Source organism: Chungangia koreensis, assembly GCF_042651785.1.
GTDB classification, from domain to species: domain Bacteria; phylum Bacillota; class Bacilli; order Bacillales_A; family Planococcaceae; genus Chungangia; species Chungangia koreensis.
Window position 1 is genome coordinate 19417 of the sequence record NZ_JBHSEC010000003.1, and the last position, 14856, is coordinate 34272.

Genomic DNA, 14856 nt, shown 5'->3' on the forward strand with positions numbered 1-14856 from the left:
AGATCCTTTTTTGTTATACATACGTATTAATTTGCAATCCCTTACCTACAACGAGTGAAATTTCTTGGGCTAAGGCCGCATGTTGGATAGGAGTGTTTTCAGCCCGATCAATGGATGGCATTCGATAGTTATCTACAATCAATCGATCATTTTCGTGAAGCTTCTCTTCGAGCTCTTCCTCAAAAAGAGACTTCGGCTTAACCGGGACAACTCTATGAACATTTGCATAATCGTAACGATCCATAGTTGTACGGCCGGCATATAAACCGGATTGGTTTGGCTGTATTGGCAATATATATCCCATGTCTCTTCCTCCACATACACGTTTTTTCACCCTATTCCCGCATTTACACTCGACCAAACTTATTTTCCTCGATTAATCATCGATTGTATTTGAGAAACATCCAGTGAATGTCCTTTTTTAATGATGGAATTGACAATATCATCTTCCAGTTGCTTGGATACATCTCTCTTCGCCAATTTCCCTACCTTTTTCACGATTTTCCGGACTTCATTCTCATCCGTGAAATCTGCATGCTGGATTGCATTCGCCAGAGCAAAGATTTCATTCATAGACACACCCGTTTTGCTTTCAATCTTATCGAAGAATGATTCGCTCATTGACTACCCCCTCCTCTCAACACGTATAACTCTTCCCAACAATAATTAACAGGATGAATAGTACGACGATGAGTATAAAAGAGGAGCGCCCAGGATAACAGCCATAATTATATCCGTATCCACCAAATCCGCCGGGATATCCTCCGCAGCCGCAATTGCAACCGTACATACTCTCTCCTCCTTTCCCGTTCCACCTATTGTATGCAGGACGGGAAAATCAGAGGCGGGTAATTTACCTATATACGGCCCTTCGGGCGGAAAATCAAAGCACCAATGAATCCAAAAAGAATAGCGGCGCTGATCCCAGAACTTGTCACTTCGAACATCCCGGTCAACACCCCGATTAAGCCATGTTTTTCAGCTTCCTGTAAAGCTCCATGGGTTAAAGAATTCCCAAATGAAGTGATGGGAACGCTCGCACCAGCTCCAGCAAAATCGATAAGCGGTTCATACAATCCAAAGCCGTCTAAAACTGAACCAACAACTACCAATAAGCTTAATGTATGGCCAGGTGTCAGTTTAGCTACATCAAATAATAGTTGACCGACTACACAAATGAGACCCCCGACAATAAATGCTACGACAAATGAACTAAACATATTCCTCACCTCATTCTGAAATCAATTCAATGGCATGTGCGATACAAGGGATTGTCTCTCCCTGCTGGAAGGATAGTGGAGACAGCAGTGCCCCAGTTGCAATTAGGAGAACCCGTTTATACGTTTTATTCATTAATTTTGTATAGACTTCACTGAAATACGCCGCTGCCGAACATCCCGCACCACTTGCTCCAGCAATGACACCTGGTTCATCACCATAAAATTCCTTTCCGGCATCTTTCAAGTACATATTCGGATGTGTCAAGAGTTCTTCCTGTTTCACCATTTCCATAAGTAAAGCAGAACCGACTTTCCCTAAATCGCCTGTCATAATGAGGTCATATTTAATGTCTTTCCCTTCATTCGCTTCCAAATGGCGCTTTAGTGTATCGAACGCGGCAGGGGCCATCGCAGCTCCCATATTGAGTGGGTCGGTCAATTTGTAGTCAATGACGCGCCCGATTGTGGCCCGGTGAAGATACGGATACCCTTCTTTGAAAGGACTGACAACGGCAAAACCAGCGGCCGTGACCGTCCATTGAGAAGTGGGCGGTTTTTGAGTTCCATATTCGATCGGATAGCGGAATTGCCGTTCAACGGCATTATGTTGGCTCGCCGCTCCTGCCAAAGCATAGTGAGACATTCCTACTTCCGTAAGTAAACCAGCAATGACAAGTGAGGAAACGGATGTTGCACAAGCAGAAAAAGCCCCGATGAATGGAGCAAATAGTTGTCTTGCCGCAAAATTGGATGGGGTCATCTGATTGACCAAATCACCACAAATCAGAAAATCAGCTTCTCCGATTGCTGCACCGACTTTGTTCATCGCGATCTCACAAGCATCTGAGATTAACTGCGTATGACCTTGCTCGTTCGATTGGAGATCCAGCCTTTCGTCATCATAGGTCTTATCGAAATACTCCGAAAAGGAACTTTTTCTTTTCTCTAAAGGGCCTGCTGTAACACCTGTTGCAGCAATAATCGGTTTCGTCATGAACTGAACAGTACCTTTTCCTACCACGATACAATCCCAGCCTTCACTAAGAGTGTTTTAATAAGTGCTACAACAAAAGCGGAAAAGACACCGAAAACAATTACTGAACCAGCAAGCTTGAAAATGTTCCCACCGACACCTAAAACAAGCCCTTCTGTCCGATGTTCTATTGCGGCAGAAATCATGGCATTTCCAAAGCCTGTCACCGGCACTGCGGAACCTGCCCCACCAAATTGCGCAATTTTCCGGTATTTACCAAAGCCAGTCAACAACATAGCCAAAAAAACCATCGTTGCAACGGTAGGATTGCTGGCTGTCCTTTCTGTAAAGTCGAAGAAGCGCATGTAGAAAAACTGGATTGCCTGTCCGATTGTACAGATGATCCCCCCTGTCACAAATGCTGCAATGACATTCTTTAATAAGGGACGTTTAGGACTCGTCGACTGCTCAATCGATTTGTATAAGTTTTGATCCATTATGTCTCCTCCTTCGAGAGCGATTGAATTTCTTGGAGTCTTTTGCGCATCTTCTTTTCTGAATCGCTTTCTTTCAATTCTTCAATTTCCCAGAAGATCTTTAAGTCGGTGGAAAAAATGACTTTATGTTCTGGAAAAGCTTGTTCAATTTCTTTTTGGAGCTCGGCTTCGATTTTTGCTTTATTGAACTTCGAAAATTGTTTCACCTTTCCTGCAGCAACCAGATGCCCGTCTATGATGTAGCCAACCGCATCGGACAATCGGTCTTCGCTCTTTAAAATAGTCAGAAGTTCATCTCTCTGTAATTCTGCATTTTCCGCCGATTTGATGTTAAACGCTCCATCATTCGAGCAGGCGGAAAGAATGACAGTTAGCATCACCATTATCAGTAAACTTTTCATGCTACGACTCCTATTTTTTTCTTAGTATGAAACAACGGAATAACATTATTCGCTCACATGTGCATCCGCCCTGAAAAGATTCGAACATGAACATAAGTTATAGAGAATTTGATGGTGAGGAGGTGAATTAATAATGGGATGCGGAAGAAATGATAATGTGGTTGAAAGCACAACTAATGACACAGTTGGCGGAACAATCATCGACGGCCGCTGCGTATGTGACGTCGTCCGTGCAATCAAAGACATTCAGGACGCATTTGAAGATGAATGTGGTCCATGTCCTACAAGCTGCTTTAACACTCCGCTTGGAAACCTCACTATCCCAGCTAACACACCAGCAGACACGCGCGTGTTCATGCTTTTGACAAAAGATGGCTCACCATTTAAAGCTTTTTACAGAGACCGTGATCGCTGCGACAATGATTGCTGGTCAGTATTTTTCAGAGTCGAAGACATCTTCGGACGTTGCTGCGCAACATTGCGTGTACTTGAACCACGTGATCGTCATGGAAACGAAGTGAACTTACTAAATGAACACAACAAATCACAAATCGATCTAAGCAAAATCTGTAAAGTAGTCGATTGGGATGCAACTGGCAGCTGTATTACAGTAGATCTTGACTGCTTCTGTGCAGTAGAGTGTATCGCAGACGTATTTTTAGGAATTTGTGACTAATAATCTTTACAACAATACAGTGTCCTTCCGTCCGGAATCAACCGGACGGATTTTTTATAGGGTTTTAATGTGGAGTCGGACGAGATGATTTGTTTTGTGGTTTTGCAGCTGCTGATGAATTTTTTGCCGTTCCCCGCCGAAACTTTTGGGGGTAGGAAAAGTCTTCGGTCTATATCTCGCTTTTGCATTCCTATTTTTATCTTGAGCAGAAATTCGGTCTAATATTGCTGTTTGAACATACCTATTGTAGAGAGAATTACGGTTTTCATTCAAACTATTGCGCATATTACGCCCAGTATTACCGCTCTCAATTGCGGAGAAATTTTTAATCGTCACAAAGTCCACTGTTTTATCCAAACAAAAAACCCTGCATACCTTTTTAGGCTGTGCAAGGTTCCCAATATTACTCAAACTTTAAAAACTTTTCCCTGCCAGACGATCTTCTCTAAATCGCCCAAGTGCACTTCGACTAATTCGGAATCCTCTGTGTCTGATTCCAGACGGACGACCACATGGTCCTCGAACAAGCTATCTACGACACCAAGCAGCTCACTCCCATCCGTTAGACGAAACGTCAGTGGCCGATACACATGACGTTGGAATGGGGAGTCCAAAAATTGAAGCTGTTGTTTAATCGGAGTCAAATCTCTCGAAGGGGTAAATGGTTTCGTATAAACTGAAGTGCTTTCCTCATAGCTGTTGTAGGCAGTTTCTTTCGTTTTCGTGAAAATGGGCGGTCCTGCTATGAAAAGGAGCGGTTCGCTTTGCAAAGTAAAAGGCACATCCTTTTTTTCTTTATAGTATGCATAGCGAAAAAAAGGTGTGCCCGCCCATCCTTATAACTGGCTCAAGAACATTGTCGCCAATCCTAAGTAAATGAGGATGCTTATAATATCATTCAATGTTGTGATGAAAGGCCCCGAAGCCACTGCCGGGTCAATTTTCATTCGGTGGATGAGTAGTGGAATAAAAGAACCGGCAATCGTCGCAACAAAGATGGATCCGAAGATTGCTCCACCAACAAGGGAGCCTAAAAGCAGTTCATGTTTCCATAAATAAATGACAAATGTAATGATAACTCCACATGTTAAGCCCGTCAGCAGACCTGTTCCAGCTTCCCGAAGCAAGAGCTTCAATCGACTCTCATCTTCAAGCTGCCCTGTTGCGATACCGCGGACAGCTACTGCGAGCGCCTGTGTACCGCTATTTCCTGCCATTCCGGCTATTAGCGGAATGAATACTGCTAATAAAGCAACTTGATCGAGTGTATTTTCAAACATCCCCATCAAATTCGCCGTAATCATACCAAGGAATGACAGGATGATTAGCCATGGCAAGCGTTTCTTAGCTGCGGTAAGTGGATTACGGTCAATCGTATCCATATCGGCAACCCCAGCAAGTTTCGAGTAGTCATCGGATGCCTCTTCTTCCAAGACGTCGATAATATCGTCGACTGTGATTATTCCAAGTAAGTGATTCTGAAAATCGACAACCGGTACAGCGAGGAAATTATAGTCCTTAATTGTACGGGCGACCTCTTCCTGGTCTTCGCTAACGGGTACACTGACGACACGATCACTCATGATGGAGCGGATGAGCGTGTCCTCATCAGCGATGATCAGATCCCTTAAAGAGATTACCCCTGTAAGCTGGTTATCTTCATTAACAACAAATAAATAATAGATCGTTTCGGCTTCGGGAGCAGCATTGCGCAGAATCGTCATCGCCGAGCGAACGGTCGAATTCTCAGGAATCGCTACATACTCCGTCGTCATAATGGAACCGGCCGTGTATTCTTCATAATGGAGAAGATCCTTGATTTCCTGTGCGGACTCCTGATCCATTATCGTTAAATAACTGGCGACTTGTGTCTTATCCAGTTCATTCAAAACATCCACCGCATCGTCCGTATACATCAAAGAAAGCATGTCTGCAGCATAACGATGGTCCATTTCCTTCATGAACTCTTCATATTCATCATTATCTAACTCGATTGCCTGAAATATCTCGGCCATTTCCTTTGGAGATAGGAATCGGTAGATAATCTGCCTACTATCAGGGCTCACCTTTTCATAAAATTTTGCCTGATCATAGGGGTGGAGCTGTAAGAATTCTTCACGGAAACCTTCATAATCTTCATTTAATAAAAGGCTATCCAAAAAGTCCAAATCGAATGGAAGCTCTTCGCGTTCAAACCGTTCCTCTGCCAATCTGACTCCCTCCTTTCCGCTTGTGTTATTTTGAAAAAGTCCATTAAAGGGTAAACTTAGCATGACCGAATAGAAACTGTCAAAGGGTGTTTTTGGTGAAATACGACATTATTGGTGATATCCATGGTTGCTTTGATGAATTAATCCAACTCTTATCAAAACTCGGCTACAAGAAACAAAATGATATTTATGTACATCCTGAGGGACGACACCTTGCATTCGTTGGTGACGCCACTGATCGCGGCCCCAAGTCTTTGGCGACATTGGAGTTGCTATTTAAGCTACAGGAAGCCGGCCAACTAACCTATTCCCCGGGAAATCACTGCAACAAATTATATCGGTTCATGAAAGGCAGTAACGTCCAACAGACACATGGACTGGAAACAACCGTGGCCGAATTCAAAACATTATCAGGAAAAGAGCAGAATCGCGTTCGAAGACAGTATATCCGATTTTACGAATCATTCCCGGTCTATTCGGAACTGGATGACGGTAAACTCATACTGGTCCATGCCGGAATCCGGGCTGACATGATTGGTAAACCGATCAATAAAAGCATTATCACATTTGCCATATATGGCGATATTACAGGCGAAAAACATCCGGACGGCAGACCGGTCCGGAGAGATTGGGCAAAAAAATATGCGGGCAGCCAAACCATTATTTACGGACACACGCCCGTAAAAGAGCCACGTTTCATAAATAATACTGTCAATATAGATACGGGTTGTGTATTCGGCAATAAGCTCACAGCTCTTCGTTATCCGGAAATGGAAACTGTTTCAGTTCCCTCGTCCATGCCTTATTTAGAGGAGAAATTCACTCATTTTGATGGATGAATCGGCTCATATCATCCGGTAATGGTGCAGTAAGCTGCAACATGTTGCCTGTGATTGGATGGGGAAACAACAGCTCATGGCAATGAAGGGCATGGCGCTGAATCAGCCCCTTTTCCCCTCCATACAGATCATCTCCAGTAAGCGGGTGTCCGATGTGACTCATATGAACACGGATTTGGTGGGTCCTTCCGGTATGAAGTTTTAAACGAATGACTGAAAAAGGTTGTCCTCCCCGCTCTATACGCTTTAGCACCTCGACATCCGTATGGGCATATTGCCCTTCCTCACTTACTTTTCGTTCGATGATACTTCCTTCTTTTCGACCAATCGGTGCAATGACCGATAGGAAATCTTCCTTCATATGACCATGTACAATGGCTACGTAAAACTTTTGAAGTTTCCGCTCTTTTTGAAGGACATCCATTAAATGATGGACATGACGATTTTTAGTCATACAGAGAAGGCCCGAAGTATCTCTATCGAGCCGTGTCACAACATGTACAGTCGATGGGATCCCTTTCCTTTTCAAGTGATACGCAGCAAAATTCGCTACCGTTCCGGTTGGATGTTCAAATGATGGAATCGTTGCTTGGTCAAAGGGTTTATTGATCACCAATAGTGTTTCATCCTCAAAAACGATATCGAGTTCCCCTTCATCAATAGAAATCCCTTCACTGACTTCTTCTGGCGGGAACACTATCGTTACGAGATCACCTTCACTTAACAAGTGGCGGACCGTCCGTTCTACTCCATTCACGATCAATTCCCCGCCTGAAAACTTAACAGCCGTCAACGTACGTTTTGAAATGCCCCAATTTTTCAAGGCGTCACGTAATAGCAGCCCGTCCTGTTCTGCGGTAAAAGTGAGTTGAAAACGTTTCTTAGTCATTACTGTCAATGAACGAGTCATGCACCCGTTTCCAGAATGGAAATGGACGGAAGCGTGCAAATCGCACACGTTCCTTTGCTACTCTATAATGAACAGATTTAACGTCTTTCTGCAAAATCTGCAAATGATCAATCGTCACCATGAAATCTGGCCCCTTTACCGGCTTTAACACCAAATTATGGTGGGATGGCAAAATGAGCGGAGAACCGACTGTCCGGAACACCCGGTTATTGATGGAAGCCATTTCCGTCATTTGTATCGCAGGAAGCGATGGATGAAGAATCGCACCGCCAAGTGCCTTGTTATATGCCGTACTACCGGTTGGAGTGGAGACACAGAGTCCATCACCTCTAAACCGCTCGAACAATGCACCGTTCAACTCAACATCCATGACAAGCGTCACTTCCGGAGATTTGATTGTTGATTCATTTAAAGCTAAGAAGGTCGCGCTCTGATTTCTGTTTGTATATTCCACTTTCACTTCGAGCAGTGGATACTCAATCACTTGGAAGTCATGCTTCGCAATGGAGATGACTAATTTTTCAATTTCGGCCGGTTTCCAGTCTGCATAGAAGCCTAAGTGTCCGGTGTGAATACCGACAAACGCAACCTCATCAAGACGCTCTTTATATCGATGGAAAGCATGGAGAAGAGTACCATCCCCACCGATGGAAAGAACCACATCCGGCTCTGCGTCATCGAAAATCAAGCCAAAATCCGTTAAATACGTTTTGGCCCGCTCCATTAATTCGTTTGATAAATCATCATTCCGCGATTGCACTGCAAATCTCATCGTCATTTTTGTTCACCTTCCTCGTTTTTCGCTTGGAAGTACGTGTTCGGCGTTTCCTTGTACTCACTAAAATACTTTTGGGCTTCCCGGACTTCATCTCTGATTTGTGACATTTCCTCATCCAGGCTGAATGCTGCCTCGGCCGCACGTTTCAATCTCAATTGAATTTCCTGAGGGAACAACCCTTTATATTTATAATTTAATGAGTGTTCAATGGAAGCCCAGAAATTCATCGCTAACGTCCTAATTTGGATTTCAGCAAGAATTTGGATTTCCCCGTGAACCGTCTGTACCGGATATTCAATAATCATATGGTACGACCTGTAACCGCTTTCCTTATTTTTTGCGATATAATCCTTTTCTTCGATGACACGCAAGTCATTGCGCATCCTTAATTGGTTAACGACCGTTTCGATATCATCGACGAATTGGCACATGATCCGAAGTCCTGCAATATCCTGCAGTTCCTCGGCAAGTTTTCTGGAAGGTTCAAAAGAAACCCCTTTTTCCAAGCATTTGTCATAAATGCTGGCAAGAGGCTTTACCCGCCCTGTGACAAATTCAATCGGTGAATGGACATTCTCGATTTCATATTGCGCCCGCATGCCTTTAAATTTAATTTTCAGTTCATCTACTGCTTGTTTATAAGGTTCAAGAAACCGATCCCATTGTCCCATGGAACGAACCCCCTGTTCTCTCTTAAAGCCGGGTTTGCCCCAGACTTTCCATGTTCATATTTTATCACAGGAAAGTGTCTGGCGCAGTGTAGATCAATCCTTTTTATTCGATTAAAATTGATGTAAAATAGGAAACAGTAAGAAAGGAGAGGACAAGCTACTTTGGATATCCGCTCTTTAAAATCATTAATGGAAATCAATGCCCTCCAAACACTAGGGGCAGTTCAGACATATGCGCAGTCCGATACGGTTTCGACTGTATTCAATGAGATGATCACTGAATTGATGGATCCTGACTCCATGACCGAATCCATGTCGAGCCAATCACAGGCATTTCTAAATCAGAGCTTGAACTATAGCGGTATAGCTCCAGTTTTCGTTCCAAATGATGTAAGCAGTCAAACGAGTGGATTTACTTCGGATGGTGACTGGGCTGATTTAATAAACCAAGCCGCTCAAAAGTTTAACGTGCCGGCTAAACTTATCCATTCAGTCATTCAGCAGGAGTCTTCTTTCAATCCTCAAGCAGTCAGTCAAGCGGGTGCAGCTGGACTCATGCAGCTGATGCCCGGGACAGCTAAGTTCTTAGGTGTTGAAGACCGGTTTGACCCAGGCCAGAATGTAATGGGTGGAGCTAAATATTTACGTCAAATGCTCGACCAGTTCGATGACCGAGTCGATCTGGCACTTGCAGCTTACAACGCTGGTCCAGGAAATGTGAAAAAATATGGAGGAATCCCGCCATTCCAAGAAACACAAAACTATGTGAAAAAAGTCCTTTCCAATTTTCAAGGATAATATGTTAATAATTGATCTGCCCTTTACAAAAGTGGCAGATTTTTTTGTTGTGGAATTAAGATTTCCAATTCGTTAAATTATGAAGTAAATAATCCAATAGTTTAAGAGGTACAAACCCAATCAGAAAGACGATTTATTTGAGAATTTATAGGCAGGCTGATAGAATGACTTTACTATACACGTGAAGGAGCGTACTCCATGACACGCAAATTCGTCATTCCTTACGAACAAATTGGTGAAGAAAAGCTATCACAGCTAATTGATATATTTTATAAGAATGTCGCAAAAAACCCTTTGCTAAAACCGATTTTCCCAGATGATTTAACGGAAACTGCACGTAAACAAAAGCAATTTCAAACTCAATACTTGGGCGGACCGAATCTATTTTCTCAAGAACATGGGCACCCCATGATGAGAGCTCGCCATAGCCCATTTCCTATTACACCCGCTCGTGCACAAGCATGGCTGGAATGTATGTCGGAGGCCATGGATGAAGTGGGATTAGAAGGTCCGTTCAGGGAAGAATACTTCAAAAGACTCGTCATGACAGCACATCATATGGTCAATACACCTGACGACGAAGAGGAGGAATTCTAGTGGATCGGTTCACGCTTCCCCCGGACATCATCGAGCCTGCAAATCCGAATAAGCCGATTGAGCTTTATGTATTTGTAGATCCCCTTTGCCATGACTGCTGGGAGCTTCAGCCGATGATCCGGAAATTACAGATTGAGTATGGTAAGTACTTTACTCTAAGGTATATTATCCGGACAAAACTAAGGCTCATTGAAAGTGAACAGCCAGAAGAACATGAAGAGTTTTGCCATCCGCTCCTGCCGAGCATTGCAATCAAGGCTGCTGAATATCAAGGGAAAAAGGCAGGGAATCTATTCCTTTCCAAAATCCAGGAAGCCTTTTTCTTAGAGCATAAAAATGTTACGAAATTAGGGTGTCTACTGTCGGTTGCCGAAAAATCCCGACTCGATATGGAAGAATTCGTACAAGACTTAAATTCCCCTGAAGTTTTAAAGTCATTCCAATGTGACCTTTACATTTCACGGGAAATGGAAGTCGATATCGTGCCAAGCATTGTCTATTTCAATGAACGAATTGAAGATGAGGGATTAAAAGTAAGCGGCAGCTATCCTTATGCCGTGTATGAAAAGATTTTAGAGGAATTGATCGGTTCCGAATTAGTACGTAACGAACCGCCTGAACTTGATGTTCTCCTTACCCAATACGATTCGTTAGCAACAAAAGAAATTGCTGCAATTTATCAAATCAGTGAGAAAGCAGCCGAAAGTGAATTGAAGAAAAGAATGTTGCAGCAAAACATTGAATGTGAAGCGTTTAAGAACACTAAATTGTGGCGCACTAAAAAGTTTAAAACAACGTGAAAGACCCATTCCAACTGGAATGGGTCTTTCCTATTTCACAAAGGGGATGGGAGAAATGTTCACGTTCAAACAAAAAGGGGTGTATGTTTGCTTGTGAATTATTTCACATCTAAAGATTATCACAGAATAATATTGCATTCAACAGTTTGAGATTAATTTCACAAAGTTGTCAAAGTGTAAGCGACTTCGTATTCTACTATCTTCGGATGATTGCTGATGACGATAAGGTTGATAGTAACTGTATGGCAAAAAACTCCGTTCATATTGCGCGAAATGCAATTGGTATTGCGGATTATCGATTCAGTATTGCGGGAATCTGCTTACGTATTGCGTTAACATATTATCGCCCATTATTTCTCCATAATAAAAGAGAGTGAATTATATTCACCCTCCCTTTCCTCCTTATTTCAATAATAAGGATTCCAACTCATTCAATTTTTCTTCAAATACTCGGCATGCTTCTTCGATTGGCGCAGATGTTGTCATGTCAACACCAGCAGCCTTTAATACGTTGATCGGGTAATCTGAGCAGCCAGCTTTCAAGAATTCTTTGATATAGCGTTCCACTGCAGGAGCGCCTTCTTCAAGAATCTGCTTGCTTAACGCTGTAGCAGCACTAAAGCCGGTTGCGTATTGATAGACATAGTAGTTGTAATAGAAGTGAGGGATTCGAGCCCATTCCAAGCCGATTTGCTCATCTACTACAATGTCCTCACCGAAGTATTTCTTGTTCAAGTCATAATAGACTTCCGTCAATTTATCCGCAGTAAGTGCTTCGCCATTTTGATCCAATTGGTGAACCAGGTGCTCAAATTCAGCAAACATCGTTTGGCGGAAGACTGTTCCTCTGAACCCTTCGAGCCAATGATTCAATAAGTACACGCGTTTTTGCTCGTCATCAATCGTTTTTAGCAAGTGGTCATTCAGTAATGCCTCATTTGACGTAGAAGCAACTTCCGCTACGAAAATGGAGTAGTTTCCGTAAATGTACGGTTGATTACTCCGTGTATAGTAGCTATGAACACTATGACCAAATTCATGAGCCAGTGTGAAAAGATTGCTGACGTTATCTTGCCAGTTCATCAAAATATACGGATTCGTTCCATAAGCACCAGAAGAATAAGCACCGGAACGTTTTCCTTTATTCTCAAGAACATCTACCCAACGATTTTCCAAACCGTTACGGACGATGGAAACGTATTCTTCTCCAAGTGGAGCAAAACTTTTCAGCATCGTTTCCGTCGCTTCTTCGTATGGGATTTCCATATTGGCATCTTTTACGAGTGGTGTATATAAGTCGTACATATGAAGCTCATCTACCCCTAACACTTTTTTACGCAGTGTTACGTAGCGGTGTAAAAGATGTAAGTTCTTATTGATTGTACCGACAAGGTTATCGTATACTTCCTCCGGAATATGGTTCTCGGACATGGCAGCATCGCGAGCAGACTGGTAATTTCGGACACGGGCATTTACGTTATTCGATTTTACATTTCCTGCAAGCGTAGTGGCAAATGTATTTCTGAACTTACCGTAAGTGTCATACATTGCTTTGAAAGCACCTTCCCTAACAGAGCGGTCGGAGCTTTCCAAGAAGTTAACGTAACGGCCGTGCGTCAATTGAATTTCCTCACCATTTTCACCTTTGATGAACGGGAACTCAAGATCAGCATTATTCAGCATCATGAAAGTTTCCGTAGAGGAACCTGTCACCTCTGCTAATTGAGCAAGTAATGCTTCCTGCTCGGCAGGCAATACATGAGGACGTTCCTTATTAATTTCCTCCAAGTGTTGGCGATACATTTGCAAGCCTTTTTCTTGCTCAACGTAAGACTTTAACTGTTCTTCGCTCAATGAAAGGATTTCAGGTACCAAATACGAAAGACCCGTTGATACTTTTACATATAGTGTTTTGATCCGGCTGTCCATCGCTTGATATGTGCTATTCGTCGTATCTTGATCGTAGCGCATATGGGCATATGTATAAAGCCTCTGCAACCGTTCAGAAATTCCATCACGGAATGTTAGTGCCTTAAGCAAAGCTTGGGGCCCCTGGTTTAAAGTTCCTTGGAATTGTGCTGCTTGATCAGCCAATTTACTTACTTCATCGAATTCTTTATTCCATTCTTCGTTCGTCGCGAAAATGTCTTCTAACCGCCAAGTCAGCTCAGCGGGTACTTCTCCGCGTGTCAATACTTTGTTAGTTGTGTCTGTCGTCAACGGAAGTCCCCCTTTATTCCCATTCTTGATGGAAAGTATAAACCTATTTTCTCAATTTTCATAACGCTTTGCAAGAAAATGGGGAGTTATGAGTTCAAAAAGAATTTCGACAGGAACCGACTTGCGTAAACAGTCAGGAGTTAGTGGGCATAGTCCGAGCTGATCCAAGAAAAGCAAAAAATTGTTTACCGCTGCCCATGCAAGATTCCGATCGAGATGGGGTTGTCTATTTATGAAAGTGTCCAAAGACTGATCCTCCATCCCATTTTCAATCACATGGAAAATCAGATTCGCTTGCCATTCTACTGCATGCCCCTCAAAGATTTCTGAGCCAGCAGTCGGCATACCTATAAATGAAGGAAGCTCTTCAGGACGAATACGGAACATGTAGCAATTCCGCAGAAATCGATCCTTGAGCCCTTTACGGCTTGTTAGCACCCTGGAAGAAAGGAATCTCCTTCTTTTACTACTATAAATCTTTTCATAGATTTTGAGTTCTCTCTTAGTTGGAGGATTAACGAGTAAGAAAGGGAATTGTTGTGAACCGATCGGAAGTCTTCTGATTTTCGCAATAACCTGGTTTTGTTGGACTGGTAGTAGATGGGAAGCATATAAGAAACTTTTGTTGGTATTGTCATATGTAAGGAGAGTTTGACCAATTAGTGGCCGACGGGGGATGAAAAGCTGTTGAAACTTGGAAAGGCTGAACAGTTGTATGCCATCTGACAATTCCTGCAGCGTTGTGGGTGTCCGTATTATCCATATAGGCTTTATGCCTATTTCTTTATAGCCTGCATTTCTGTGATCAAACAAATCTTTTGGAATGGGGCTACATTGATATTCGATAGCAAACCGATTATTCACCAATAGATCCGGCCTCTGTTTAATCTTATCTAATACGGCTTCCAATTGAACTGGATAATACGATTGAAAAAACTCATATAACTGTTGCTTACCGGCTAAATGATCTGCAGATTCACCTTCTGAAAATGCGCTGCTGCAATCATTTGACGAAATATGTGCAAAATGTGGGATGACCACTTGTCCCACTTTTAAAATTAGTTTCCCTTTACATTGAGGACAAAAGAAGTTGTCGCTTCTCCTCCATTCCTCCAACTCTCGCCGTTTGTGCTGTCTTGTTAACGTAATCAAACCATTCGCCTTTGAAACTGCAGTTAGAATGATTCATCACCTCCAACATCATTGTATGAATATTCACTCATTTATTCAAGTCAAAAAAAAGCCCCTCAATTAGATTACTCCAAC

General features: G+C 42.8%; 19 protein-coding genes. 5 read left to right on the forward strand and 14 right to left on the reverse strand.

Going from position 1 to position 14856, the window contains the following annotated elements; genetic code table 11:
• Positions 1 to 13: 13 nt before the first annotated feature.
• The 7 genes from ACFOZY_RS03360 to ACFOZY_RS03390 form a co-directional block, all read right to left on the reverse strand.
• Entirely contained in the window at positions 14 to 304 is a 291-nt protein-coding gene (locus tag ACFOZY_RS03360) for a hypothetical protein (RefSeq protein WP_378152265.1), read from the reverse strand.
• A gap of 59 nt (positions 305 to 363) precedes the next feature.
• Positions 364 to 621 carry a stage VI sporulation protein F gene (locus ACFOZY_RS03365; protein ID WP_378152267.1) on the reverse strand — a complete coding sequence of 86 codons (258 nt, stop codon included), beginning with the start codon at positions 619 to 621 and terminating at the stop codon, positions 364 to 366.
• Positions 622 to 637: 16 nt separating this feature from the next.
• The gene (yjcZ, locus tag ACFOZY_RS03370; RefSeq protein WP_378152269.1) at positions 638 to 790 is read right to left on the reverse strand and encodes a sporulation protein YjcZ; all 153 of its coding nucleotides are present in this window, start codon (positions 788 to 790) and stop codon (positions 638 to 640) included.
• 67 nt (positions 791 to 857) lie between these two features.
• Positions 858 to 1220 (reverse strand): stage V sporulation protein AE, encoded by a 363-nt coding sequence (gene spoVAE / locus ACFOZY_RS03375; protein WP_378152271.1) that lies wholly within the window; start codon positions 1218 to 1220, stop codon positions 858 to 860.
• Between the two features lie 10 nt (positions 1221 to 1230).
• Positions 1231 to 2241: a stage V sporulation protein AD gene (locus ACFOZY_RS03380; protein WP_378152273.1), complete on the reverse strand. Its 1011-nt coding sequence runs from the start codon at positions 2239 to 2241 to the stop codon at positions 1231 to 1233.
• Complete coding sequence (gene spoVAC, locus ACFOZY_RS03385) at positions 2235 to 2690, reverse strand: stage V sporulation protein AC (RefSeq protein WP_378152275.1); 456 nt, start codon at positions 2688 to 2690, stop codon at positions 2235 to 2237. The genes ACFOZY_RS03380 and spoVAC overlap by 7 nt, the downstream gene beginning before the upstream one ends.
• Positions 2690 to 3091 carry a hypothetical protein gene (locus tag ACFOZY_RS03390; protein WP_378152277.1) on the reverse strand — a complete coding sequence of 134 codons (402 nt, stop codon included), beginning with the start codon at positions 3089 to 3091 and terminating at the stop codon, positions 2690 to 2692. The genes spoVAC and ACFOZY_RS03390 overlap by 1 nt, the downstream gene beginning before the upstream one ends.
• A gap of 133 nt (positions 3092 to 3224) precedes the next feature.
• Here ACFOZY_RS03390 and ACFOZY_RS03395 point away from each other — a divergent pair, with 133 nt between their 5' ends.
• Positions 3225 to 3767, forward strand: a complete 543-nt coding sequence (locus ACFOZY_RS03395) for a CotY/CotZ family spore coat protein (RefSeq protein WP_378152279.1) — start codon at positions 3225 to 3227, stop codon at positions 3765 to 3767.
• A gap of 407 nt (positions 3768 to 4174) precedes the next feature.
• On the opposite strand, the gene ACFOZY_RS03400 is transcribed toward ACFOZY_RS03395, so the two are convergent.
• Entirely contained in the window at positions 4175 to 4537 is a 363-nt protein-coding gene (locus tag ACFOZY_RS03400) for a hypothetical protein (RefSeq protein WP_378152281.1), read from the reverse strand.
• A 66-nt stretch (positions 4538 to 4603) separates the two neighbouring features.
• Positions 4604 to 5977 carry a magnesium transporter gene (gene mgtE, locus ACFOZY_RS03405; RefSeq protein ID WP_378152283.1) on the reverse strand — a complete coding sequence of 458 codons (1374 nt, stop codon included), beginning with the start codon at positions 5975 to 5977 and terminating at the stop codon, positions 4604 to 4606.
• 95 nt (positions 5978 to 6072) lie between these two features.
• Between mgtE and prpE the strand changes: the two genes are divergently transcribed.
• Positions 6073 to 6816 carry a bis(5'-nucleosyl)-tetraphosphatase PrpE gene (gene prpE, locus ACFOZY_RS03410; protein WP_378152285.1) on the forward strand — a complete coding sequence of 248 codons (744 nt, stop codon included), beginning with the start codon at positions 6073 to 6075 and terminating at the stop codon, positions 6814 to 6816.
• Here prpE and ACFOZY_RS03415 read toward each other — a convergent pair.
• Genes ACFOZY_RS03415 through yjbM form a run of 3 tightly spaced genes read right to left on the reverse strand, consistent with a single transcriptional unit; the run spans position 6797 to position 9175 of the window.
• Complete coding sequence (locus ACFOZY_RS03415) at positions 6797 to 7705, reverse strand: RluA family pseudouridine synthase (RefSeq protein WP_378152287.1); 909 nt, start codon at positions 7703 to 7705, stop codon at positions 6797 to 6799. The genes prpE and ACFOZY_RS03415 overlap by 20 nt on opposite strands.
• The gene (locus tag ACFOZY_RS03420) at positions 7698 to 8498 is read right to left on the reverse strand and encodes an NAD kinase (RefSeq protein ID WP_378152289.1); all 801 of its coding nucleotides are present in this window, start codon (positions 8496 to 8498) and stop codon (positions 7698 to 7700) included. The genes ACFOZY_RS03415 and ACFOZY_RS03420 overlap by 8 nt, the downstream gene beginning before the upstream one ends.
• Positions 8499 to 8500: 2 nt before the next feature.
• On the reverse strand, positions 8501 to 9175 hold the full coding sequence (gene yjbM, locus ACFOZY_RS03425; RefSeq protein ID WP_378152291.1) for a GTP diphosphokinase: 675 nt from the start codon (positions 9173 to 9175) through the stop codon (positions 8501 to 8503).
• A 162-nt stretch (positions 9176 to 9337) separates the two neighbouring features.
• On the opposite strand from yjbM, the gene ACFOZY_RS03430 reads away from it, so the two are divergent.
• The 3 genes from ACFOZY_RS03430 to ACFOZY_RS03440 all read left to right on the forward strand — a co-directional run bounded on the left by ACFOZY_RS03430 (position 9338) and on the right by ACFOZY_RS03440 (position 11370).
• Positions 9338 to 9973 (forward strand): lytic transglycosylase domain-containing protein, encoded by a 636-nt coding sequence (locus ACFOZY_RS03430; protein ID WP_378152294.1) that lies wholly within the window; start codon positions 9338 to 9340, stop codon positions 9971 to 9973.
• Positions 9974 to 10171: 198 nt separating this feature from the next.
• On the forward strand, positions 10172 to 10570 hold the full coding sequence (locus ACFOZY_RS03435; RefSeq protein WP_378152296.1) for a globin domain-containing protein: 399 nt from the start codon (positions 10172 to 10174) through the stop codon (positions 10568 to 10570).
• Positions 10570 to 11370 carry a DsbA family protein gene (locus ACFOZY_RS03440; RefSeq protein ID WP_378152298.1) on the forward strand — a complete coding sequence of 267 codons (801 nt, stop codon included), beginning with the start codon at positions 10570 to 10572 and terminating at the stop codon, positions 11368 to 11370. The genes ACFOZY_RS03435 and ACFOZY_RS03440 overlap by 1 nt, the downstream gene beginning before the upstream one ends.
• Before the next feature lie 402 nt (positions 11371 to 11772).
• On the opposite strand, the gene pepF is transcribed toward ACFOZY_RS03440, so the two are convergent.
• Both pepF and ACFOZY_RS03450 read right to left on the reverse strand, forming a co-directional pair.
• On the reverse strand, positions 11773 to 13590 hold the full coding sequence (gene pepF, locus ACFOZY_RS03445; protein ID WP_378152300.1) for an oligoendopeptidase F: 1818 nt from the start codon (positions 13588 to 13590) through the stop codon (positions 11773 to 11775).
• Between the two features lie 51 nt (positions 13591 to 13641).
• Entirely contained in the window at positions 13642 to 14742 is a 1101-nt protein-coding gene (locus ACFOZY_RS03450) for a competence protein CoiA (RefSeq protein WP_465251155.1), read from the reverse strand.
• Between the last annotated feature and the right edge of the window lie 114 nt (positions 14743 to 14856).

What these genes read in the sequence shown, in the direction of transcription:
- ACFOZY_RS03360 (WP_378152265.1), bottom strand. Translation starts at nt 304, where the DNA reads ATGGGATATATATTGCCAATACAGCCAAACCAATCCGGTTTATATGCC.
- ACFOZY_RS03365 (WP_378152267.1), bottom strand. Translation starts at nt 621, where the DNA reads ATGAGCGAATCATTCTTCGATAAGATTGAAAGCAAAACGGGTGTGTCT.
- yjcZ (WP_378152269.1), bottom strand. Translation starts at nt 790, where the DNA reads ATGTACGGTTGCAATTGCGGCTGCGGAGGATATCCCGGCGGATTTGGT.
- spoVAE (WP_378152271.1), bottom strand. Translation starts at nt 1,220, where the DNA reads ATGTTTAGTTCATTTGTCGTAGCATTTATTGTCGGGGGTCTCATTTGT.
- spoVAC (WP_378152275.1), bottom strand. Translation starts at nt 2,690, where the DNA reads ATGGATCAAAACTTATACAAATCGATTGAGCAGTCGACGAGTCCTAAA.
- ACFOZY_RS03390 (WP_378152277.1), bottom strand. Translation starts at nt 3,091, where the DNA reads ATGAAAAGTTTACTGATAATGGTGATGCTAACTGTCATTCTTTCCGCC.
- ACFOZY_RS03395 (WP_378152279.1), top strand. Translation starts at nt 3,225, where the DNA reads ATGGGATGCGGAAGAAATGATAATGTGGTTGAAAGCACAACTAATGAC.
- ACFOZY_RS03415 (WP_378152287.1), bottom strand. Translation starts at nt 7,705, where the DNA reads ATGACTAAGAAACGTTTTCAACTCACTTTTACCGCAGAACAGGACGGG.
- ACFOZY_RS03420 (WP_378152289.1), bottom strand. Translation starts at nt 8,498, where the DNA reads ATGAGATTTGCAGTGCAATCGCGGAATGATGATTTATCAAACGAATTA.
- yjbM (WP_378152291.1), bottom strand. Translation starts at nt 9,175, where the DNA reads ATGGGACAATGGGATCGGTTTCTTGAACCTTATAAACAAGCAGTAGAT.
- ACFOZY_RS03435 (WP_378152296.1), top strand. Translation starts at nt 10,172, where the DNA reads ATGACACGCAAATTCGTCATTCCTTACGAACAAATTGGTGAAGAAAAG.